Annotated in this window: 20 protein-coding genes; 12 read left to right on the forward strand and 8 right to left on the reverse strand. The window is 66.6% G+C overall.

Annotation, left to right across the window (positions count from 1 at the left end):
* Positions 1–395: 395 nt before the first annotated feature.
* Positions 396–1,061, reverse strand: coding sequence for a TraX family protein (locus tag ACJ7C5_RS07370; protein ID WP_412703506.1), 666 nt, complete (start codon positions 1,059–1,061; stop codon positions 396–398).
* A 114-nt stretch (positions 1,062–1,175) separates the two neighbouring features.
* Between ACJ7C5_RS07370 and pip the strand changes: the two genes are divergently transcribed.
* The 7 genes from pip to ACJ7C5_RS07405 all read left to right on the forward strand — a co-directional run bounded on the left by pip (position 1,176) and on the right by ACJ7C5_RS07405 (position 8,828).
* Positions 1,176–2,123: a prolyl aminopeptidase gene (gene pip / locus ACJ7C5_RS07375; protein ID WP_412703507.1), complete on the forward strand. Its 948-nt coding sequence runs from the start codon at positions 1,176–1,178 to the stop codon at positions 2,121–2,123.
* 295 nt (positions 2,124–2,418) lie between these two features.
* The gene (locus ACJ7C5_RS07380) at positions 2,419–2,718 is read left to right on the forward strand and encodes an EF-hand domain-containing protein (RefSeq protein WP_412703508.1); all 300 of its coding nucleotides are present in this window, start codon (positions 2,419–2,421) and stop codon (positions 2,716–2,718) included.
* Positions 2,719–3,010: 292 nt separating this feature from the next.
* Entirely contained in the window at positions 3,011–3,310 is a 300-nt protein-coding gene (locus ACJ7C5_RS07385; protein ID WP_099481573.1) for a hypothetical protein, read from the forward strand.
* A 63-nt stretch (positions 3,311–3,373) separates the two neighbouring features.
* On the forward strand, positions 3,374–6,133 hold the full coding sequence (mgtA, locus tag ACJ7C5_RS07390; protein ID WP_412703509.1) for a magnesium-translocating P-type ATPase: 2,760 nt from the start codon (positions 3,374–3,376) through the stop codon (positions 6,131–6,133).
* 31 nt (positions 6,134–6,164) lie between these two features.
* Positions 6,165–6,902, forward strand: coding sequence for an MgtC/SapB family protein (locus ACJ7C5_RS07395; protein ID WP_412703510.1), 738 nt, complete (start codon positions 6,165–6,167; stop codon positions 6,900–6,902).
* Between the two features lie 236 nt (positions 6,903–7,138).
* The gene (locus ACJ7C5_RS07400; RefSeq protein ID WP_412703511.1) at positions 7,139–8,194 is read left to right on the forward strand and encodes a sensor histidine kinase; all 1,056 of its coding nucleotides are present in this window, start codon (positions 7,139–7,141) and stop codon (positions 8,192–8,194) included.
* Positions 8,187–8,828, forward strand: a complete 642-nt coding sequence (locus tag ACJ7C5_RS07405) for a response regulator transcription factor (RefSeq protein WP_097047668.1) — start codon at positions 8,187–8,189, stop codon at positions 8,826–8,828. The genes ACJ7C5_RS07400 and ACJ7C5_RS07405 overlap by 8 nt, the downstream gene beginning before the upstream one ends.
* 13 nt (positions 8,829–8,841) lie before the next feature.
* Here the strand turns inward: ACJ7C5_RS07405 and ACJ7C5_RS07410 are convergent, their stop codons facing one another.
* The 4 genes from ACJ7C5_RS07410 to ACJ7C5_RS07425 all read right to left on the reverse strand — a co-directional run bounded on the left by ACJ7C5_RS07410 (position 8,842) and on the right by ACJ7C5_RS07425 (position 11,169).
* Entirely contained in the window at positions 8,842–9,234 is a 393-nt protein-coding gene (locus ACJ7C5_RS07410; protein ID WP_094000658.1) for a DUF3224 domain-containing protein, read from the reverse strand.
* 33 nt (positions 9,235–9,267) lie between these two features.
* Positions 9,268–9,702, reverse strand: a complete 435-nt coding sequence (locus tag ACJ7C5_RS07415) for an EamA family transporter (RefSeq protein ID WP_097047669.1) — start codon at positions 9,700–9,702, stop codon at positions 9,268–9,270.
* Between the two features lie 87 nt (positions 9,703–9,789).
* Positions 9,790–10,962: a low temperature requirement protein A gene (locus ACJ7C5_RS07420; protein ID WP_094000660.1), complete on the reverse strand. Its 1,173-nt coding sequence runs from the start codon at positions 10,960–10,962 to the stop codon at positions 9,790–9,792.
* Positions 10,963–10,971: 9 nt separating this feature from the next.
* Positions 10,972–11,169, reverse strand: coding sequence for a hypothetical protein (locus tag ACJ7C5_RS07425; protein ID WP_412703512.1), 198 nt, complete (start codon positions 11,167–11,169; stop codon positions 10,972–10,974).
* Positions 11,170–11,440: 271 nt separating this feature from the next.
* On the opposite strand from ACJ7C5_RS07425, the gene ACJ7C5_RS07430 reads away from it, so the two are divergent.
* The 4 genes from ACJ7C5_RS07430 to blaL1 all read left to right on the forward strand — a co-directional run bounded on the left by ACJ7C5_RS07430 (position 11,441) and on the right by blaL1 (position 16,283).
* Positions 11,441–11,965, forward strand: coding sequence for an RNA polymerase sigma factor (locus tag ACJ7C5_RS07430; RefSeq protein ID WP_094000662.1), 525 nt, complete (start codon positions 11,441–11,443; stop codon positions 11,963–11,965).
* Positions 11,962–12,813, forward strand: a complete 852-nt coding sequence (locus ACJ7C5_RS07435) for a FecR family protein (RefSeq protein WP_412703513.1) — start codon at positions 11,962–11,964, stop codon at positions 12,811–12,813. Before ACJ7C5_RS07430 ends, ACJ7C5_RS07435 begins: the two co-directional genes overlap by 4 nt.
* A 71-nt stretch (positions 12,814–12,884) precedes the next feature.
* Entirely contained in the window at positions 12,885–15,314 is a 2,430-nt protein-coding gene (locus tag ACJ7C5_RS07440) for a TonB-dependent receptor (RefSeq protein WP_412703514.1), read from the forward strand.
* Between the two features lie 96 nt (positions 15,315–15,410).
* On the forward strand, positions 15,411–16,283 hold the full coding sequence (blaL1, locus tag ACJ7C5_RS07445; protein ID WP_412703515.1) for a L1 family subclass B3 metallo-beta-lactamase: 873 nt from the start codon (positions 15,411–15,413) through the stop codon (positions 16,281–16,283).
* Positions 16,284–16,407: 124 nt separating this feature from the next.
* On the opposite strand, the gene ACJ7C5_RS07450 is transcribed toward blaL1, so the two are convergent.
* The 3 genes from ACJ7C5_RS07450 to ACJ7C5_RS07460 all read right to left on the reverse strand — a co-directional run bounded on the left by ACJ7C5_RS07450 (position 16,408) and on the right by ACJ7C5_RS07460 (position 19,710).
* The gene (locus tag ACJ7C5_RS07450) at positions 16,408–16,947 is read right to left on the reverse strand and encodes a DUF411 domain-containing protein (protein ID WP_412703516.1); all 540 of its coding nucleotides are present in this window, start codon (positions 16,945–16,947) and stop codon (positions 16,408–16,410) included.
* A gap of 116 nt (positions 16,948–17,063) precedes the next feature.
* The gene (locus tag ACJ7C5_RS07455) at positions 17,064–17,432 is read right to left on the reverse strand and encodes a hypothetical protein (protein ID WP_412703517.1); all 369 of its coding nucleotides are present in this window, start codon (positions 17,430–17,432) and stop codon (positions 17,064–17,066) included.
* Complete coding sequence (locus ACJ7C5_RS07460) at positions 17,425–19,710, reverse strand: FdhF/YdeP family oxidoreductase (protein WP_412703518.1); 2,286 nt, start codon at positions 19,708–19,710, stop codon at positions 17,425–17,427. Before ACJ7C5_RS07460 ends, ACJ7C5_RS07455 begins: the two co-directional genes overlap by 8 nt.
* 244 nt (positions 19,711–19,954) lie before the next feature.
* Here ACJ7C5_RS07460 and fdhD point away from each other — a divergent pair, with 244 nt between their 5' ends.
* On the forward strand, positions 19,955–20,794 hold the full coding sequence (gene fdhD, locus ACJ7C5_RS07465) for a formate dehydrogenase accessory sulfurtransferase FdhD (protein WP_094000668.1): 840 nt from the start codon (positions 19,955–19,957) through the stop codon (positions 20,792–20,794).
* Positions 20,795–20,830 lie beyond the last annotated feature (36 nt).

A 20,830-nucleotide genomic window follows, 5' to 3' on the forward strand; every position in this document is an offset into this window, starting at 1 on the left:
CTGGAATCCGGTGGTTGCGTGAAGACAGTCCGGTAGGCGCGCTTGCGCGCACCTCCACGCACCGCCCGCCATAAGGCGCGGACGGGTTGTCAGCCGGCGCCGCACAAGGCGACGCCGGCTGACAAGCGCGAACAACACAACCAACGGGGATTCCAGCCCCCGGCCATCCTTTGTCGATGGCAACTCATCATGTGCACAACAGGGTGGCAGGCGCCAACAACCCAAGTGCAAAGACAGCAACATTCACGCAGTGGCAGCATTGTCGCATATCGACAATCGCGCCGAAGATTCAATAACTTGCAACATGCCGATGGCGGCATGCTTCACCCATACCCGCGACGCGCATTCCTTGACCGCATCCGGCATTCAAGACATGCCACATGCCAGTTCCGACATTACACAAACAGATGGGCAATCAACGCCAGCACCGCCAGATGCCCCACGTAGTACCCATAGAACGCCCAGCGCCAGCGCGGCAGTTGCCACGGCACCCGAGCCGCCAACAGCACCACCGGAACGGCCAGCAATGCCCAGCCGTTGTGGTTGGCCCAGCACACCGCTGCAAGCCCTACCAGCAACAGCCACCACGCCCGGTGCTGGAACGCGATCCAGGCCAGCAACACGCTGCCGACACCGGCCCACTGGTAATCCACGAACATCGGCAGCACGCCGGCGGCCAGCAACAGCTGCACCGGCCGATTGTTCGCCAGCGCATGCACAGCCACTGCGGCAAAAGCAAAGGTGAGCAGGATGTTGAGCGGCAGCCAGTAGCCGAAGGCCAGTGCATGCAGCGGCTGCGCGATCACGCCCCGTCCGACCAGGCGACGGATCGACTTGCGCAGGTCCGCGCCCGGCTGGGCGAGGTTGCAGGCCATCACCAGCGCGAATAGCGGGAACGCGATGCGCCCCAGTTCGCTTACGACCGGCAGGTAGCCACCGTAGACCACCTTTGCCACGTGGTCGCCGGTCATGGTCAACAGTGCGATCCATTTCAGCAGCTCGCGTGCGCCGCTGCTGAGGACGGGATTGAAAGTGAACATCCGTGTCGGGGTCGCTTGCATCATCGAAGCTTATGCGCATCGGCAAGCGCATTTCCATCACCGGGCAGGCAACCCACGCTGCCGGGCACCACCGGCGGGGGTATGCTGGCCGCCCCTGATTGTGAGGCCCCCGCCATGCGCACCCTGTACCCCGCCATCGAGCCCTACCGCGAGTTCACCCTGCCGGTGAGCGATCTGCACACCCTGCACATCGAGGAATGCGGCACGCCCGACGGGATTCCGGTGGTGTATCTGCATGGCGGGCCGGGTGCGGGCATTTCCCCCACCCATCGCCGCTTCTTCGACCCGGCGCGCTACCGCATCGTGCTGATCGACCAGCGTGGCAGTGGACGCTCCACACCGTTCGGCGAGCTGCGCGACAACACCACGCAGGATCTGGTGGCCGACATCGAGAAGGTGCGCGAGCACCTCGGCATTGAGCGTTGGCTGGTCTATGGCGGCTCCTGGGGCTCGACCCTGTCGCTGGCCTACGCGCTGGCACATCCCGAGCGTGCCACCGGCCTGATCGTGCGTGGCGTATTTCTTGGCCGCGAGATGGAGAACCGCTGGTTCGCGGAAACCAACGGTGGTGCGCGCTGGATTTTCCCGGAGCGCTGGGACCGCTACGAGGCCTATATTCCTGAAGCCGAGCGCGGCGACATGATTGCGGCCTACTGGACGCGCATGGACAGCGCCGATGAGGCCACCCGCATCGCAGCCGCGCAGGCCTGGCTGGGCTGGGAAGACAACGCCGCCACCCTGCAGCACGACGTGGATGCTGTTTCCACGGATGACCCGCTGGACACTCTGGCCAAGGCCCGCATCGAAGCGCACTACTTCCGCAACGGCATCTTCCTGGAACCGAACCAGCTGTTGCGCGATATAGATCGCATCCGCCATCTGCCCGGCGTGATCGTGCAGGGCCGCTACGACATCATCTGTCCGCCGCGCAGCGCCTGGGACCTGGCCAAGGCCTGGCCGGAGGCAAAGCTGGAGATGGTGACTTCCGGCCACAGCGCCAACGAGCCGGCAACGGTCGATGCGCTGGTGCGCGCCACGGACGCGTTTGCCGACCGCTTCTGAGGAGATGGTAATGCCGGCTGCTGGCCGGCATTCCACTGTTCGAGGGCAGCGTCGACTGTCAGTCGACCGCTCTGGGCGGGAAACCGAAAACCTCACGCTACGCGCGATAGGCGACTCTACCGAGCCACCTCCGCGCAATCGGCTCTGCGCCCTCGATCACGGCAGCCCGGTGAATGGCGGCCCACCGGCAACGGTCCACGGGCCGGTTCTTCGCAGCTCGCTTACAGACCCCGGCCGAAGATCCAGCCGTGGCCATCCACAAGCGTGGCCCGCATCCCCACTCCTGGAGCCTGTCATGACCGGAATTCGCTACGTTCCTGCTGTCCTCGCCATCTCCGTCGGCCTGCTGCTGGGCGCCTGTTCCAAGACCCAAGAGGCGAACAAAGCCACCGCCGCCGAGGACGTGACCGAAGTGAAGCTGATTCCAGCCTATGAGTCGCTGGACAAGGACAAGGACGGCATCGTCACCCTGGCCGAAGTGGATGCCGTCGCACCCGACTGGGCCGAGCGTCTGCACGCCTGCGATACCGACCGCGACCAGAAGCTGACCCGCGGCGAGTACGACGTGTGCAGGCAGACCAGCACCGCGCATTGATCCCGTGATGCGCCCTTGATCGGCGCGATGCGTGCCCGGCTATACCAAGGTATAGCCGGGCTAACCCACGAGCCTCTAGGACTGCCCCATTCAGGGGCGGACAATAGCGCCACTGGCCAGGGCAACCCTGGCCGGCCCCTCCCCTCATGGAGACGCAGATGGACCCCGACCCTGCCGGGCGCACCGCGCCCCGGATGCCCGCTTGTTGCCTGTTCCTGGCGCCTGCCCGCCGGTCCCTGCCTGCCTGAGTGACGGGGGATCGCCAGGTGCCGCCTGCCTGGAGATCGCCCCCATGTCCTACAAGATCCTTTACATCACCCTGCGCCGCCTGATCGGTGAGCGCGATGTTGCCGCCCTGCGCAGCCAGCTGCTGCAGCACGGCCCGGTCACGTTTGCCCGTTCGCTGTCGCTCGGTTCGCCACGCGTGGTCGCCGACGCGCTGTCACTGCTGCCCATCAGCGAGCGCATCAATGTGCTGCGCCATCTGCCCTATCCCCTGCGTGATGCGATGAAGCCGCTGTGCATCGGCGGCAGCCAGCGCCTGCACATGCAGCCGTGGTCGCCGGCCGTGCTGGCGATGCGCCACGCCTGATCTGTTTGATCCGTTCCGTTCGTGTTCCGGCCCCGGCCGGCTCTGACATTCGAGGAGAGTCCCATGAGCCTGCTCAACGCCTGGTTCAACGCCTTCCTGCGCAGCCGTCGCGCAGGCAACCTGTTCCGCCGCCGCGCGATGCCCGAAGCCGGCTTCGGCCCAGGCAGCGCCGAGGCCGCCCCGTTCGCGCTCACCACCGGCCTGGTCACCCTTGCCCAGCAGGATGAAGCCCAGCTGCTGGCCACGCTGGAGTCGCATGCCGATGGCCTCAGCCCGCATGAGGCCGAGGAGCGGCTGGCCACGCTCGGCCCCAACGAGGTGGATCACGAAAAGCCGCTGCCGTGGTGGCGCCACCTGTGGCAGTGCTACCGCAACCCGTTCAACCTGCTGCTGACCGTACTGGCGGCGGTGTCCTGGCTGACCGAGGACATCAAGGCTACGATCGTGATCGGCGCGATGGTGCTGCTGTCCACGCTGATCCGCTTCGTGCAGGAAGGCCGCTCCAACCGTGCCGCCGAGCGGCTGAAGGCACTGGTCGGCAACACCGCACGCGTACTGCGCCGCAATCCGGGTACCGAGGCCGCCGATGTCGCCGACCAGTACTTCGGTGCACACCTGCACAGCCGTCGCCCGGCCCGCCTGCTGGACCTGCCGATCCGCGAGCTGGTGCCCGGCGACCACATCGTGCTGTCGGCCGGCGACATGATTCCAGCCGATTGCCGCGTGCTGACGGCCAAGGATCTGTTCGTGGCGCAGGCGGCGATGACCGGCGAGTCGCTGCCGGTGGAGAAGTTCGCGCACCCGGGCGATGGCCTGGCCGGTCTGCTGGAGCAGCACAACCTGTTGTTCATGGGCACCAATGTGGTGTCCGGCACCGCCACCGCCGTGGTGCTGGCCACCGGCAACCGTACCTACTTCGGCACCCTGGCCCAGCGCAGCACCGCCACCGACCGCGCGCCGACCGCGTTCCAGGCCGGCGTCAACAGCGTCAGCTGGCTGCTGATCCGCTTCGCGCTGGTGATGGTGCCGTTCGTGCTGCTGATCAACGGCTGGACCAAGGGCGACTGGACCGAGGCGTTCCTGTTCGCGCTGTCGGTGGCGGTGGGCCTGACCCCGGAAATGCTGCCAATGATTGTCACCTCCACCCTGGCCAAGGGTGCGGTGCTGCTGTCGCGGCGCAAGGTGATCGTCAAGCGTCTGGATGCGATCCAGAACTTCGGCGCGATGGAAGTGCTGTGCACCGACAAGACCGGTACCCTCACCCAGGACAAGATCGCGCTGGAACGGCACACCGACGTGTTCGGTCACGATTCGGAGGATGTGCTGAAGTTCGCCTACCTCAACAGCCATTTCCAGACCGGGCTGATCAACCTGCTCGACCGTGCGGTGTTGGAGCACGTGGAGCTGCAGAGCTCGCTGCGGCTGTCGCAGGACTACCACAAGGTGGATGAGATTCCGTTCGACTTCGAGCGCCGCCGCATGTCGGTGGTCGTATCCGAGCGCGAGGACCACCACGAATTGATCTGCAAGGGCGCAGTGGAGGAGATGCTGGCGGTGTGCAGCACCGTGCGCGAGAACGGCCAGGACATGCCGCTGGACGAGCGCCGCCTGGCGCGGGTGCGGCAGACCACCGAGGAACTGAACGAACAGGGCCTGCGCGTGGTGGCAGTGGCGATGAAGGAAACTGCTGCCAGCCAGACCGTGTACTCGCAGGCCGATGAGTGCGGCCTGACCCTGGTCGGCTACGTGGCCTTCCTCGATCCGCCCAAGGAATCAGCCGCACAGGCGCTGCAGGCGCTGGCCGCGCATGGCGTGGAAGTGAAGGTATTCACCGGCGACAACGAGCTGGTCACTGCCCGCGTTTGCGCCCAGGTCGGGCTGGAAGCCGACACCATCCTGACCGGCCCGCAGATCGAGCGCATGGACGACGGCGCGCTGTCGCGGGCGCTGCACCACCACCGCGTGTTCGCCCGCCTGACACCGCTGCACAAGGAGCGTCTGGTACGCGAGCTGCGCGCACAGGGCAAGGTAGTCGGCTTCCTCGGCGACGGCATCAACGATGCTCCTGCGCTCCGCGCGGCAGATATCGGCATCAGCGTGGACAGTGCGGTGGACATCGCCAAGGAGGCAGCCGACATCATCCTTCTGGAAAAGAACCTGATGGTGCTGGAGGAAGGCGTCATCCAGGGCCGGCGTACGTTCAACAACATGCTGAAGTACATCCGCATGACCGCCAGCTCCAACTTCGGCAACGTGTTCTCGGTGCTGGTGGCCTCAGCCTTCCTGCCGTTCCTGCCGATGCTGCCCCTGCAGCTGCTGGTGCAGAACCTGCTGTATGACATCTCGCAGATCGCCATCCCGTTCGACAACGTGGACGAGGAGCTGGTGCGCAGGCCGCTGAAGTGGAACCCGGCAGACATTGGCCGCTTCATGGTGTTCTTCGGGCCGATCAGCTCGATCTTCGACCTGAGCTGCTTCGCGCTGATGTGGTACGTGTTCGATGCGCGCACACCGGCCGACCAGGGTCTGTTCCAGTCCGGCTGGTTCGTGGTGGGCCTGCTGACCCAGACGCTCATCGTGCACATGATCCGTACGCCGAAGGTGCCGTTCCTGCAGAGCATCGCTGCGCCGCCGCTGCTGGTGATGACCGGCCTGATCATGGCCATTGGCGTGGCCCTGCCGATGAGCCCGCTGGCCGGCTACTTCAAGCTGCAGGCCCTGCCGACCGGCTACTGGCCGTTCCTGGTGGCGATCCTGTTCGGCTACGCGGTGCTGACCACCGTGCTGAAGAAGATCTATATCCGTCGCTACGGCTGGCAGTAAGCGCCCGCCGCCTTGTCCAGGGAGAACCACAATGGACATCAATCCGAACCTGCCGGTGTTCAACGCCGGCGCAACCCTGAGCTCGTTGATCAGCCTCTCGGTGGCCTTCGTGCTTGGCACCGTCATCGGCCTGGAGCGACAGCTGCGCCAACGCACCGCCGGCCTGCGCACCAATACACTGGTGGCGGTAGGTGCGGCAGTTTTCGTCGATCTGGCGGTGCGCTTCCACGACCTGTACGGCGGTCCGCCGTCGCCACTGCATGTGGTGGCCTATGTGATCTCCGGTGTCGGCTTCCTCGGCGCTGGCGCGATCATGAAGGACGGTGCCCAGGTGTCCGGCCTCAACACCGCCGCCACGCTGTGGGGATCGGCGGCGGTCGGTGCCTGCGCGGGTATCAAGCTGCTGCCGGAGGCGGTGATGGCGGCGGTGTTCGTGCTGGCCGCCAATACTTTGCTGCGGCCGGTGGTTAACCGCATCCAGCGGCAGCCGCTGCCGGAGGCGTTCAGCGAGGCAACCTATGCGATCAACGTGGTCTGCCAGCGCGAGCAGCAGGCCGAGGTGCTGGACCAACTGTTGCTGCTGCTTGAGCAGGCGCACTACCCGGTACGCGCGGTGGACCAGCGCCCGTTCGGCGAACGCGACGTGGAGATCGAGGCGGTGCTGTATGCCACCACGGTGGATGCCGGTGAACTGGATGCGGTACTGGCCACGCTGGCGACCACCCCCGGCGTGCTGCAGGGGTTCTGGAACGCCAGCCTGGAGGAGTAGCCGCTCGGTAGTGCCGGCCGCTGGCCGCCAGCCTCATGGACGCCGGAAAAACCGTGCACTGCTCTGGTGGGTGCCGACCTTGGTCGGCACAGTCCCGGGTAGTGCCGGCCGCTGGCCGGCAACCTCATGATCTCCAGAGGCACCATGCAGCTGCCGGCCAGCGGCCGGCACTACCGGTCGGCATCTACCAAAGACGGCTTTGCTATCCTTTCCGCCCACGCCAGGGAGCCCTCCCGATGCCATCGCTGTCGCCCCGCCGCCCGCTGGTGCTGCTGGCCCTGATCATCGTGATGGCGGCGATCTTCCTGGTCGATACCGTCACCGACTACGCCGTGGCTGCGGCCTGCTTCTACGCAGCGGTCATCCTCGCTGCATCGCGCGTACTGGCCGCGCGCGGGCTGATCAGCCTGGCCATCGCCTGCATCGCACTCACGGCCCTGAGCTTCTTCCTCACCCGCTTCGGCACCTACCGCATCGGCCTGGTCAATTCGGTGATCGGCATGCTGGTGATCGGCATCACCACCTACCTCGCGTTGAAGATGGAAGCAGCCAAGGCCGCAGTGCAGGAAGCACAGGGCCGCCTGCTGCGGGTGGCGCGCGCGTCGACCGTGGGCGAGCTGACCACCTCCATCGCACATGAAGTGAACCAGCCGCTGGCGGCCATCGCCAGCAGCGCCGAGGCCTGCCAGCGCTGGCTGGCACAGGACCCACCGAACGTGGACAAGGCCCGGCAGACCGTGGCCCGCATCCTGGCCGATGCGCATCGCGCCGGTGACGTGATCGCCCGCATCCGCGGCCTGACCCAGGGTGCTGCACCGGAACGACGCGCGTTTGACCTGAACCAGGCGGTGGAGGAAATGCTGGCACTGTCGCGCAGCGAACTGGACCAGCACGGCGTGGCCGTGGCCCTGCTGCTCGATGCCGACCTGCCACTGGTGCAGGCCGACCGCGTACAGGTGCAGCAGGTGATCGGCAACCTGATCCTCAATGCTGTGGACGCGATGGAGGCCGTGCCCGCCGCTGATCGTCGCCTGTCGCTGCTGACCCGGCGTGACGGCCAGCGGATCAGTCTCAGTGTGCGCGACCGCGGCGTCGGCCTGCCCGTCGACCATCCCGAGCGTGTGTTCGATGCGTTCTGGACCACCAAATCACATGGGCTCGGCCTGGGCCTCAGCCTGAGCCGTTCGATGATCGAGGCCAACGACGGCCAGATACGCGCCGAACGACCGGCAGGCGGCGGTGCCTGCTTCGTGTTCGACCTGCCCATCGCCACGGATTCTCCCCATGCGTAAGCCCGCTGCACCCATCGCCGACCCGGCACCCATCGTCTATGTGATCGACGACGATCCGTCGGTGCGCGCGGCGCTGGAAGACCTGTTGGCCTCCATGGGCCTGCAGGTACGGGCCTTCGCCTCCACCCAGGCGTTCCTCGAGCACGAACTGGAAGATGCACCGGCCTGCCTGGTGCTGGACGTGCGCATGCCCGGCCAGAGTGGCCTCGAATTCCATCGCACGATGGGCAGCCACGGCCTGCAGCTGCCGGTGGTGTTCATCACCGGCCACGGCGACATCGCAATGGGTGTCAACGCGATCAAGGACGGCGCCATCGAGTTCCTGACCAAACCCTTCCGCGACCAGGAGCTGCTGGATGCCATCCACAAGGGCATCGACATCGATCGCCAGCGCCGCCGGGACGGCGAGGCACTCGGCGCGCTGCAGCTGCGCTGGGACACGCTCAACGCGGGCGAGCGCGAGGTGATCGACGGCGTGGTGCGCGGCCGCCTCAACAAGCAGATCGCCGGCGACCTGGGGGTCAGCGAGATCACCGTGAAGGTGCGCCGCGCACAGGTGATGCGCAAAATGGGCGCGCGTACCCTGGTCGACCTGGTGCGGATGTATGACCGCCTGCAGGCGGGCAGCGCTTGAACCCGCGAGCAGCCTATTCCGGCTCCGGCAGCGCGTAGACCAACCGGTAATCGTGGCGGCCTTCACTGATGGAGATCTCCAGCGTGCCGCTTAAACCGAGCAGTCCTTCACTGCCCGAATCGGGCACCACCACCACGCTGAGCTCCGGCGTCCCCCGGGTCATCAGGCCGTTGTGCTGCAAGGTGAAAGCGCCCTGACGCCCAGCCAGCGTGGCCGTTACCCGTTCCATCGCCACGTAGCCCGCCGAGCCCTGCACCGGCGTGCGGAAGGCCAGCATCTGGCCGACGCTGCTGCCCCGCAGGTCACCATGGAAGACCTTGTCGATCGACATCACCCCGATTGGGCCGTCGTTGCCACCGATCGGCAGCAGGTTCACTTCAAAGCTTCCGCGCGCTTCGCCCTGCATCCTGCTCTCCTTCGTCGATGGATTTGAACGCTGCTACTTCTTCGTCGCCAGTACGATCACCCCGGCCACCACCAGGCCAATGCCGCTCCACTCCCGCAGGGTAGGACGTTCGCCCAGCAACAGATAGGCGAGCACGATCACCAGCACCACGCTGAACTTGTCCACCACCGCCACCTTGGCCAGTTCACCACTCTGCAGCGCGCGGAAGTAGAACAGCCACGAGGCGCCGGTGGCCAGCGCCGACAGCACCAGGAACAGCTGCGTGCGCCCCGGCAGCAGCAATGGATTGGACCACTTGCCGCTGATCACCACCAGCGGCAGGATCACCGCGGCCACCACCAGGGTGCGGATGGCCATGGCCAGATCCGAGTCGACGCCCTTGACCCCAACCTTGGCGAACAGCGCGGTCAGAGCGGCGAAACAGGCTGACAACCCGGCCCAGACCAGCCATTGCGGAACATTCTGCATGTTGCGCGACTCCCGGTTCCAAGAGCACTCACTGCCAACGCTACTCCCATTGCACGCCTGCGCAAGCAGTGCCGGCCAACGTGCCGATCAGGCGCGTTGCAGGCGGTGCTTCAACCGCGTATCCATCAAGCCCACCGCCAGCAGAACCGCACTGGTCAGCCAACCGGCGGCCAACAGATGGGTCTGCGGCAACACCACGCCCAGCACGCCCAGCGTCACCGCACCGATTAGATGCGAGTACGGTGCGCGCCCGTATACCACGCGCTTGTACAGCGCGCTGCCCAGCAGGTAGATCAATGGCCCTGCAACCAGCACGGCCGCATACACCTGCGTCACCGCAGCGTGCGGGTGGTCCATGACCAGGTCATTGCCCACCGCCGTGGCAATGATCCCGGCGATCAACAACGCATGCACATAGTGGAAGTTGGCCCCCATCCGCCCGGGGTCTTCAGCATGGCTGATGGCCTCGGTGGCGTCGCGGCTGGAGATGCCGAAGTACAGCCACCACATCGCGATCGTGCCGGCGAAGGTGGCAAGCACCGCCGACACCACCGCCCCACTCCACTGTTCGACCTCGCTGAGCACGCCACCGGTGGCCAGCAACGTCTCGCCCAGTGCGACGATGACGAACAGCTGGCAACGCTCGGCCAGGTGCCCACCTTCGATGGTCCACTCGCGGGTGTGCGAACGGCCCAGCCCCGGGAACGCGAAGCCGAACATCGGTGAGACGTATTCGCACGCCACGGCCACCGCCCACAGCGCCAACCGCGTATTGCCCTCGGCTGCCGCACCTGCCAGCCAGAAGCAGGCCGACACGCTCACCCAGGCCAGCATGCGACGGAAGTTCGGTGCCAGTGGGTGCGTGCGACCGACCTCCAGCAACACGAAGGCGGTGCGCCCGACCTGCATGGTGGCGTAGGCCCCGGCGAACACCCAGGCACGGTCGGCGAAGGCCTCGGGAATGGACGAGGACATCAACAAGGCCAGCAGCATGGTGGCGAACAGCAGGCCACGGATGCGCGGCGCCTCCGGATCGAACCAGTTGCTGACCCAGCAGGCGTACTGCCAGCCCAGCCACACCGCAAACCACAGCACCAGGGTCTGCAGCACGCCGGCCAGATCCAGGTGATGCAGCATGTGGTGGCTGAGCTGGGTGACCGCGAACACGTAGACCAAGTCGAAGAACAGCTCTTCGTAGGTCACGCGGGCGTGGTGGCCATCGCGCTGGCGCAGGGCCGGCAATCGCAGTCGTGTACTCATGGCTGTCCTTCAGCGCGCCAGGCGCCAGTAGAGCTGACCGGCCAGCAGGGCCGGCACCGCGAACACCAGCAGCAGGATCGGCAGTTCTTCGCGCATCCCGTAGCCGGCCTTGCTGACGCCCACCCACAGGTTGGCCACCGTCACCAACAGCCAGGTGGCAATGAACGCGATCAGGGCCGTGGGCAGCTGTGAGGTGCCTACGCCCACAGCCGTCCGAACAACAGGAACACTCCCAACAGCACAATGCCGCCCACCATCACCAGAAGCACATGCATGGTCCACCTCCTTGAGCCTGCAGGCAGGCTAGCCGTGGGCGATTCTGCGCTCCAGCCGATGATCGTGGATTCACTTTCCAGACGCGGCGAACAATCGCACTGGCGATCGCGGCATGGCAAACGCGAACAGTTCCCATTAGTATTGCGTCATTGCGCAGGGATGACCTCCCGGCACCCGCCTTTCACCCTTGCTGCCCGTCCGGATGTCCCAGCCGACACTTCCCCGCCCTCCTGCGCTGCCGCTGGTGACCTCGCTGGTGCGCCACTACGAGGAACTGGTGGACTACCTGCATCGCCGGTTCCGCTCGCCCGGGCTGGCCCGCGAAGTGGTGCACGATGTCTGTGTGCGCCTGCTGGAACGCCCGTCCGTGCATGACGCCCGCCAACCGATCGCGCTGCTGCGCAGGATCGCCCACGACGCAGCGGTCGACCGCTGCCGCGCCGAGGATCTGCGCCGGCACTGGGTGGAGCCCCGCGCCCAGCTTCCCGAAGGCGCCTGCGAGCGCCCCGGACCCGAGCGCCAGGCCCAGGGCCAGCAGGCACTGCAGCGGCTGACCACCAGCATCGAGCGCATGCCCTGCCGGCGGCAGCAGGTGTTCATCCTGCACAAGATCCACGAGCTGCCCCAGGCCGAGGTGGCGCAGCGGATGGGCATCGGCCTGAAGGCAGTAGAACGTCATCTGCGCCTGGCCATGGCCGACTGCCGGCTGCACGGTGCGCTGCGGTGAGCCCTGCATCACCCGATCCGGTATCGCCGTCGCAGCCCGCCGAACCGTCCGCCGAGGACATGCTCGACCAACACCGGGAGGCGCTGAAGGAACGCTTCCCGTTGCCAGGCCCGGAGCAGCTGCAGCGGCGCCGCGGCGGATCTGGCGCGAAACGGGTACTGCCGGTGCTGTTGCTGGCGGCCACCGCGCTGCTGCTGGCCGACCCGGCCTGGCAAGTGCGTGACTACCAGACCGCCGTCGGCGAGCGCCGCGACATCGAGCTGCCGGACGGCAGCCGCGTGCTGCTCGACGCGGGAACCCACCTGCAGGTCCGTCGCCATCTGCGTTCGCGGCAGGTGCTGCTGGCGCAGGGCCATGCGCGCTTCGAGGTGCAGCATTCGGCGTGGCGCCGCTTCCAGGTCGATGCCGGGCCGGTACAGGTACGCAACTACGGCACGGTGTTCGATGTTGACCGCCAGGGCGATCTCAGCGAAGTCACGCTGTGGCGCGGCGAGGTCGGTGTCAGCGTGGATGGCGGCGGCACCGAGCAGCGGCTGAAGCCGGGGCAGCGCCTGCTGGCCCAGCCGGGGTCGCTGTCTCCGCCAGAAGCTGTGGATCCGGACCGGGCCGACTGGACCACCGGCCGGCTGCAGTTCGACCGCATGCCGCTGGCCGAGGTGCTGCGCATCCTGCAGCGCTATCACGACCGTCCGATCGTGCTGGACGACCCGGCACTGGGTCCGCTGCAGGTGTCGGGCGTGTTCGATGCCGATCGTGCCGAGACGGCGGTCGCCTTGTTGCCGGAGATCCTGCCGGTCCAGGTGCATACCTCCGCCGACGGCAGTCTGCATCTGCGCGCCCGCGATTGAATGCCACACCGAGGGTGGGTTGCGCACCGTCCCATCCGGCAAGTGCTTGAACCCTTCCGAAGGACCCCCGCATGACCCGCCCTGTTCCGCCCGCCGCGCTGCGCCGGCTGGCCCCCACCCTGCTCGCCGCCTGCCTGTGTGCGGCCCTACCCGCTACCGCGCAGACCGCTGCATCCGCATCCGTCGAACTGCATCTGCCGGCCGGCCCGCTGCAGGCTTCGCTCAACTCGTTGGCGCGGCAGAGTGGCATCCAGCTCCTGTTCGCGGCCGACAGCGTGAGCGGCCGCAACGCGCCCGCCCTCGACGGCCGCTATACCCCGCGTGAGGCCCTGCAGCGGCTGCTGGCCGGGCAAGGCCTGGCGATGCAGGAACGTTCGCCGGGGGTGTTCGTAGTGAGTGCCGCGCCAGCGCCGTCGAAGGCGCGCACTCCGGCCCGGGCCGCGTCATCGGCAGCGTCCCCTGCCACGACCACGTCGCTGGCCCGCGTCACGGTATCGGCCTCGACCGCGCGCATGCCGCAGGGTGAGACTGCGATGCCCAACACCATCACCGTGCTGACCCGCGAGGACATCGCGCAGCAGCTGGCGCTGGGCTCGGATGTCTCGCGCGTGCTGTCGGCGCAGATCCCGGCGTTTGCCCCGGCGCGCGAGAAGATGTCCAACTACGGCGAAACCATGCGCGGCCGCGGCATCCTGTACATGGTCGACGGCGTGCCGCAGTCGACGCCGCTGCGCGATGGCTCACGTGATTCGCACACCATCGATCCGGCCATGATCGAACGCATCGAGGTCATCCACGGCGCCAACGCGCTGCAAGGCATCGGCGGTACCGGTGGCATCGTCAACATCATCACCCGCAGCGCGCCCAGCGAGCCCGGCGCCTTCCTGCTCGACACCAACGTCAGCTACAGCGCTGCCCTGCCCAGCCGCCACGATGACAACGGGCAGCGCGGCTCGGCCCTGGTGGGCGTGCGTGGCGAGCAGTTCGATCTGGTGGCCGGCCTGGCCTATGAGAAGCAGGGCCTGTACCACGACGGCGAGGGCCGATCGATCGGCACCAACGCGCAGGGCGAGCTGATGGACTCGACCTCATCGAACGTGTTTGCCAAGCTGGGCTGGAACATTGCCGAGGGCCATCGCCTGCAGCTGATGGCCAACCGCTACGAACTGCGCGGGCTGGACAATTACCTGGCCATCAACGGTGACTACCGGACCGGTCGCCCGACCATTTCGGTCCCCGGTGATACGCCGCTCGATCCGCCGATGAACCGCTCGCGTTCGTTGACCGTGGACTACAGCGCCGCCGACCTGCTCGGCGGCCGTTTCCAGGCGCAGGCCTTCGCGGTGGATTTCGAAGGCCGCTATGGCGCCAGCCAGTGGGATCCGTGGGGCAACACCGGCACCAATGCCGCCTGGGACCAGACCCAGAACGAATCGGACAAGCGCGGCTTCAAGCTGACCCAGAGCTGGACCCGCATCGCCGATACCACGCTGGACGTGACCCTGGGCCTGGATGGCCTGCGCGACCGCACCCACCAGGTACTGCTGGCCAGCGGCATGAACTGGGTGCCGCAGACCACCTATCAAAGCCTGTCGCCGCTGCTGCAGCTGCACTGGTGGCCAACCGACCACCTGATGCTCTCCGGCGGCCTGCGCTACGAAAAGGGCGAGCTGGAAGTAGGCGACTACACCACCCTGCCCCGCTACGGCGCACGCAAGGTGGCCGGCGGCAAGCCGACCATGAGCGAGACCCTGCCCAACTTCGGCGCGGTCTGGTACATCAATGACCGCCTCAACGCCTACGCCTCGTATTCGGAAGGCTACACCGTGGCCGACGTCGGCCGCGTACTGCGTGCGATCAACCGCGACGGCCAGCGCGTGGACAATCTGATTGATCTGTCACCGGTGGTGTCGGACAACCGCGAGATCGGCCTGGAGTACGACGATGGGCGCTTCAGTGGCGATATTGCGTACTACACCTCCGAATCCAAGCTGGGCTCGGTGCTGATCTACGACCCGGGCATCGACGCCTATGCGGTGCAGCGCCAGGCCACCCGCGTGGAAGGCTTTGAAAGCAACCTGCGCCTGCGCTTGGGCGACAGCCGGCTGGGCCTGGGTTATGCACGCGCCAACGGCCGCTACGATGCCGACGTCGATGGCCGCCTCGACAGCGACCTGGCCGGTGTCAACATCGCGCCGAACCGGCTGACCGCGTTCTGGGAACAAAGCTGGACGCCGCAGCTCAGCACCCGCCTGCAGGCAAGCCATGCCTTCGACCGCAATTTCGATCTGCGTGGCGCACGGGTGGCGGAGTTCAAGGGTTACACCACCGTGGATCTGGTCGCACGCTACACGCGGGACAAGCATGCCTTCACGCTGGGTGTGCAGAACCTGGCAGACAAGCAGTACATCAGCTACTACTCGCAGACCACGCCGTCGAACCCGAGCTATTTCTCGGGCCGTGGCCGGGTGCTGACGTTGGGGTGGCAGTACCGGTACTGAGCCCATGGCCCCCTTATGGGAGCCATGAAATCTATGCGAGACGAGGTGAAGGAGGCCCATGCTAGTTTCTGGGCCTCCTTCAAACGGACGTGAACCATGCGTTTTTCCCTGCTCGCCTTCGCCCTGTCCACTGTTCTTCCGGTCGCGCACGCCAGCGCCGCCGAGGCACCACTGCCGCAGTTGCGGGCCTATACCGTGGATGCTTCCTGGCTGCAGCCGATGGCACCGCTGCAGATTGCTGACCACACCTGGCAGATCGGCACCGAGAACCTGACTGCATTACTGGTGCAGACCGCCGAGGGCGCAGTGCTGCTGGACGGCGGCATGCCACAGATGGCCGGCCACCTGCTGGACAACATGAAGGCGCGCAGCGTGGCCCCGCAGGACCTGCGGCTGATCCTGCTCAGCCATGCGCATGCCGACCATGCAGGCCCAGTGGCGGAACTGAAGCGCCGAAGCGGCGCGCACGTGGTCGCCAACGCGGAATCGGCAGTGCTGCTGGCGCGTGGTGGCAGCGATGACCTGCACTTCGGCGATGGCATCACCTACCCGCCTACCAATGCAGACCGCATCGTGATGGATGGCGAGGTGGTCGAGGTGGGCGGCATCGAATTCACCGCGCACTTCATGCCGGGCCACACCCCGGGCAGCACCGCCTGGACCTGGACCGATACCCGCGAGGGCAAGCCGGTGCGCATCGCCTATGCCGACAGCCTGAGTGCACCGGGCTACCAGCTGCAGGGCAACCCCCGTTATCCGCACCTGATCGAAGATTACAGACGCAGCTTCGCGACGGTGCGGGCGCTGCCCTGCGATGTGTTGCTGACACCACATCCGGGCGCCAGCAACTGGGACTACGCCGCGGGTGCCAGGGCCGGTGCCAAGGCACTGACCTGCAAGGCCTACGCGGATGCGGCAGAACAGAAGTTCGACGCACAGCTGGCCAAGGAAAAAGCCGGCGCCCGCTGATTTTGTAGCTCCTGTAGAGCCGAGCCTATGCTCGGCTTGTCGGCGGAGAGCAGCCGAGCATAGGCTCGGCTCTACACAGGCCGCGGGGAACGGTGCCGGTCAGGACGACCGGCACCCGCGACCATCAGCCGCCCTGGCCGTGCTGGGCGAACGGCTCGGTGGTGCCATCGGTGCGCACCAGCTCGACGGTGTATGGTTGCACGTAGCCATCCGGCATTTCCATGCCCGGCGAACCGGCCGGCATGCCGGGCAGCACCAGCCCGCGTGCGGCCGGACGTTCAGCCAGCAGTCGCTTGATGTCCTCGGCCGGGATGTGGCCCTCGACCACGTAACCACCGATCTCGGCGGTGTGGCAGGACGCCCTGCCGACCGGCACACCCAGCCGGACCTTGATCGGGTTCATGTCATCGGTATCGCGCACATCCACCTGGAAGCCTTCGGCCTTCAGATGGTCGACCCAGATGCCGCAGCAGCCACAGCTGGCGGTCTTGTGCACGATGGCAATGGGCAGTGCCGGGTCCACCTGCGACGGGCTGGACTTGATCGGTGCCGCCGGGGCTTCGCTGGCAACCGGCGCGGCAGGCGATTCTTCGGCAGCGCGCGCGCAGGCGGTCGTGGCCAACACGGTGCCCAGCAGCAGGCCGAGGGAGAGAGAACGGTTCATGGTGTTGATTCCTTTGCAGATGCGGGCAACGCGGCCCGCTGCCTGCGCATCGAAGGCACAGGCAGGGTCGAGAATGAGTCGAGCAGCTACGGCAGGCGCTTGAGGCCTGCAGGGAATCACACGATGGGAGGCCGTAGCGGATCCGGCAACGGCGGCGGTGCGCGTTGCTGGGCGCTGGCTGGTAAAGGTGCCTCACGCCAGGGTGACGCCGGCGTTCCGCTCAGGGCGGCCAGCATGCCGACGCTGGCCGGCGGGCATTCGCACTCATTGCTCTGGCAGACCGTAGATGCTGCCTCGTCACAGCACCCGGTCATGGCAGCGGAGTGTGGCGCGGCGCAGTGATCCGCATCGGCGGCCATGGCGTTCGACGATGAGGCAAGTGCCAGCGCCGGTGCATTCAGCACCAGGGCAACAAGCAACATCCATCGCAGCAGCAGGCCAGGCAGGTTCACCCGCCAATGATAGCCGATGCGCGCGTTACGCAATCGCCGCCACCATTGCCCGCATCCGCACCGGGATCGACTTGGCCGCGGGCGTACCGCTGACCCGATCGTAGTAGTCCAGCGGCAACAACGGGTTCAGTTCCGGGTAGTAACCGGCCAGGGCGCCGCGCGGCATCGGGTAGTCCAGCACGGTCAGGCCCTCGATGCGCCGGTTCACGCCGTCGCCGCTGATCGTCTCCAGGCTGACCAGCGCTTCCTTCTCCAGCCCACGCGCCAGCCGGTCCTCGATGTTCATGAACAACACCATGCGATCGTTGTACACGCCTCGGTAGCGGTCGTTGTAGCTGTAGATGGTGGTGTTGTACTGGTCGTGCGAGCGCACGGTGGCCAACCGCAGCATCTCGGGGTCGTCCACCGGCGCGTCCACGGCCAGGCCCGGCATGACCAGGATGTTCGCCTTGCCGTTGGACGTGGGCCACACGCGGCGGCGCGGTGGAATGTCCAGGTGGAAACCGTGCGGCTGCTGGATACGCTCGTTGAAGCCGGTGTAGATCTCCGGGTACACCGCCGCGATCAGCTCGCGGATGGGTGCGTAGTCATGCATGCACCCGGCCCAGTCGACCTTGCTGTGCGGCAGTGTTGCCATCGCCATGCGGCAGACGATCTCGACCTCCGGCAGCACGTCCGTGCTGACCGGCTCGAGCACACCGCGCGAAGCGGTCACGTTCGACATCGCGTCTTCGATGGTGACGAACTGCTCGCCTGCCGGCGTGACGATGCGCTCCGAGCGCGCGACCACCGGCAGGATCAGCGCATCGCGGCCATGCACCAGGTGACCCCGATTGAGCTTGGTGGCGATGCCGACCGTCAGCTCCAGGCCACGCATGGCCTCGTACGCGCGCGGTGTATCGGGCACGGCGTGGATGAAGTTGCCACCCATACCGATGAACACCTTGGCGCTGCCGTCCAGCATCGCCTCGATCGATTCGACCACGTGATGACCGTGCTCGCGCGGCGGATCGAAGCCGAACACCTGCTGCACGCGGTCCAGATAGGCTGGCTTGGGTTTCTCGTCGATGCCGACGGTACGGTCGCCCTGCACGTTGGAATGGCCACGGATCGGCCCGATGCCTGCGCCTGGCTTGCCGAAGTTGCCACGCAGCAACAGCAGATTGGCCACCTGCTGCAGCAGGGTCGAACCATACTGATGCTGGGTCAGGCCCATGCCATAGCAGATCACCGTGGCCTTGGAGCGGATGTAGATCTCGGCGCAGCGGCGGATCTGCGCCTGCGTGATGCCGGAGACCTGCACGATCTCGTTCCAGTCCTGCGCCAGCACGTCATCGCGCAGTGCGTCCAAGCCCACCGTGTGCTCGGCCAGGAAATCGTGGTCAAGCACGCGCTCGCCCTGCGCTTCGCGCTCGAACATCACCTTCATCATGCCCTTGATCAGGGCCAGGTCGCCGCCGATGCGGATGTGCACGAACTCGCTGGTGATCTCGGTCGAACCGAACGTGGCCATCTGCACCATGTCCTGCGGCTCGGCGAAGCGGATCAGCGCGCGCTCGGGCATCGGATTGACCGCCACGATCGGGATGCCGCGTTTGCGCGCCTCGACCAGGTTGCTCATCATCCGCGGCGAATTGGTGCCGGTGTTCTGACCGATCACGAAAATCGCCTCGGCGTGCTCGAAATCCTGAAGCACGATGGTGCCCTTGCCCACCCCGATGGCCGGCGGCAGGCCGCGGCTGGTCGGCTCGTGGCACATGTTCGAGCAGTCCGGGAAATTGTTGGTGCCAAACTCGCGCACGAAGATCGAATACAGGAACGCGGCTTCGTTGGGTGTACGGCCGGAGGTGTAGAACTCGGCCTGGTGCGGGCTGTCCAGCGCCTGCAGATGACGGCCGATCAGGGCAAACGCCTCATCCCAACTGCAGGGAACGTAATGATCGGTGGACGCGTCGTAGCGCATCGGCTCGGTCAGCCGGCCCTGCATCTCCAGCCAGTAGTCGGTCTGTGCCATCAGCTCAGTAACGGTGTACTGGGCAAACAGCTCACGACCGGCACGGAACTGCGTGGCTTCCCAGGCCAGTGCCTTCGCGCCGTTCTCGCAGAATTCCAGCTTCTTGCGTTCGTCGGCATCGGGGAACGCGCAGCTGGGGCACTTGAAGCCACCGGGCTGGTTCATCGCCAGCAGCGCCTTCGATCCCTTGCCGATCACGCTCTGCTGCAGCAGCACCTTGGCCGTGGCGCCGGCGGCACCCCAGCCACCGGCCGGTTGGTTGTAGGGCTTGTAACGCGGCGGCTTCTGCTCGGACATGTTCGGGAACCTGACGGGAGGAACGCGGCAACAATGGGCACAACGCGGTCCGGCGGCGCTTTCGAACGCACAGCCATCCCCACAGTCAAACACGGCCTGCACGGCTTCGCTAGTAGGTGTGCGCTGTTTTCAGCGCAGCCTGCCATGACAACGGTTACACCCGCGTCAGCGCCCGGCCACTGCGCTATTCTCGAAGCCGTGGGTGGTTCACCACCTGCGTATTTCCCTTGCCCGGACGCGCTGCATGCCTGACTCGACCCCGCCGCACACCCCGCCTGCCGGCACGGCCCAGCGTCCGCTGCAGCGCTGGCGCAGCGAGGGGCACCAGCAGCAGGTCGACGTGGTGGCCGAGGAAGTGCCGGTTGCGCTGCGCTACAACGGCGCCGCCTTCGCAGTGATGATGGCCACACCCTGCGACCTGGAGGACTTTGCGCTGGGGTTCTCGCTCAGCGAGGGATTGATCGCCACGCCTGCCCAACTGCTGGCCATCGAGGTACGACCGCAACTGGAAGGCATCGAGCTGCAGATGACCGTGACCGAGGATGCACCCGGTGCTGACCTGGATCCGGCCAACGGGCGCCTGCTGCCCGGCCGCGGTGGCTGCGGCCTGTGTGGCACGCGCCAGCTGGAAGAAGTGCTGCGGCCGCTGCCCGAGGTGCGCGAACGGCGGACCTACCCGCCGGCGGCGCTGCAACGGGCGCTGGCCACGCTGGCGCAGCATCAGCCAATGAATGCGGTGAGTGGCTCGACCCACGCCGCGGCCTGGGCCGATGCCAGCGGTCGCATCGGCTGGGTGCGCGAAGACGTCGGCCGCCACAACGCGCTGGACAAGCTGATCGGCGCCCTGCATCACAACGAACACACGATCGAGGGTGGGCTGCTGGTGATTTCCAGCCGCGCGAGCTACGAAATGGTCAGCAAAGCCGTACGGGCCGGCGTCAGCGTACTGGCTGCTGTCTCGGCGCCGACCGCGCTGGCGATCGACCTGGCCCGCAGCGCAGGCCTGTGCCTGGTCGGATTCGCGCGGGAGAGCGGGTTCAATGTGTATACCCATCCCGAACGGCTGCAGGCGGACGACAGGTAGCGCCGACCACGCCGTCTGCTCCCTTTCGACCGGCCC

Origin of the sequence: Nocardiopsis yanglingensis, from assembly GCF_045809185.1 — a bacterium.
GTDB lineage: Bacteria > Pseudomonadota > Gammaproteobacteria > Xanthomonadales > Xanthomonadaceae > Stenotrophomonas > Stenotrophomonas yanglingensis.